The organism is Psychrobacter sp. 1U2 (genome assembly GCF_051847575.1).
The window spans coordinates 1-1,309 of the sequence record NZ_JBPYDC010000253.1 but is presented as its reverse complement, the minus strand read 5'-3'; the positions used below and the strand labels follow the sequence as shown (position 1 = coordinate 1,309).

Below are 1,309 nucleotides of genomic sequence, written 5' to 3'. Positions count from 1 at the left end.
ATGGTACGCATTCAGGCATCATTCAGACCAGTGTACAAGCAGTCGTCGGTACTTTATCAGCAGGCGTTGAGATACAGCGTATGGTCAAGCAAGGGATGGCACCTTCGCAGGCAGCAATCAACTACTCTCCTATCGCCATTCAGCGTACCAGTCTATTTAATACCATCAATAATTATCAGCAGTTTTTGGCATCGACGGTGATTCCTGCACTATTACATATTTTAGCAATGGTGATTGGCGCAACGACAATTGGCCGCGAGCTGCGCGATAAGCAGCTTGGACATTGGTCTCGCTTTATTGATACAGGTACGCCTGATTTACCTTATTTAAAGTCAACCAGCGATAGCAACCAATATAACGAACACAGTAAATCTGTGACAGATACTCAACACGAGCTAAGTAGTGTACCAAATATTAAACCTACTAAACCTATAGCTGACGTCAGAAAATCAAGCTTAGCTGTATTATTTGCAGGATTATTAGGTAAGTATTTTTGGCCCATACTGGCCTATAGCATCTGGTCTGCATTGGCATTATGGCTTGCCACACCGCAACAAGGTGTAGCCATAGAGTCCTTGATAGTCACTTATATCAGTCTAGTATTACTAATGATGTTGTCATTTTGGCTTGGTGCCGTGTTTACGCTCGGCTCGTTTTCATTACGTATGGGATTATCTGCGACGGGATTCATCTCCGTACCTTCCTATGCGTTCGCAGGCGTGACCTATCCTTATATCGCCATTACCGACAGCGCCAAATATTGGGCGGATGCACTACCATTGACGCATTATCTACAGCTGCACATTGCGCAGCTACAAATGCAAGCTCCGGTTGCGGTATCACTGCCCATTGTCTACGGCCTACTTTTAGCAACCATCATTGCGCTGATATTGATGGTTTTTTTGACCAAACGTGCCTTGTCGCATCCTGAGCGCTGGGGAGCCCGCTAATGTCAAAGCCATCTAAAACCAATGCTATAAAAACACCAATCTCCTTAAAGAAACCATCAGTGCCACAGTCATTTTGGACAAACTTTACCCAAACGTTTAAAGACGTGTTTACCGATAAAGGCGTGCTCTTAATGTTGGTTATAGCGCCTATTATTTATGGTTTTTTTTATCCATGGCCCTATTCATCTGAGGTAGTCAATCATGTGCCGGTCGGTATTATTGATTATGATAACAGCGACTTATCGCGTACCATTGTGCGTTATAGCAGTGCCAGTCCGCAACTAAACACCAAACGTTTTTTAAATGAGCAAGCAGCCAAAGAAGCCATTTGGACAGACCAGATTGCAGGCTACATGATT

At 44.0% G+C, this 1,309-nt stretch carries 2 protein-coding genes; both read left to right on the top strand.

Features of this window, described 5'->3' with window-relative positions:
- Nucleotides 1–950, top strand: a 950-nt coding sequence (locus tag ACS8FD_RS14945; protein WP_439276436.1) for an ABC transporter permease, incomplete at its 5' end; no start/stop codon positions are given.
- On the top strand, nt 950–1,309 hold a 360-nt coding region (locus tag ACS8FD_RS14940), incomplete at its 3' end, for an ABC transporter permease (protein ID WP_439276435.1). The genes ACS8FD_RS14945 and ACS8FD_RS14940, both read left to right, overlap by 1 nt.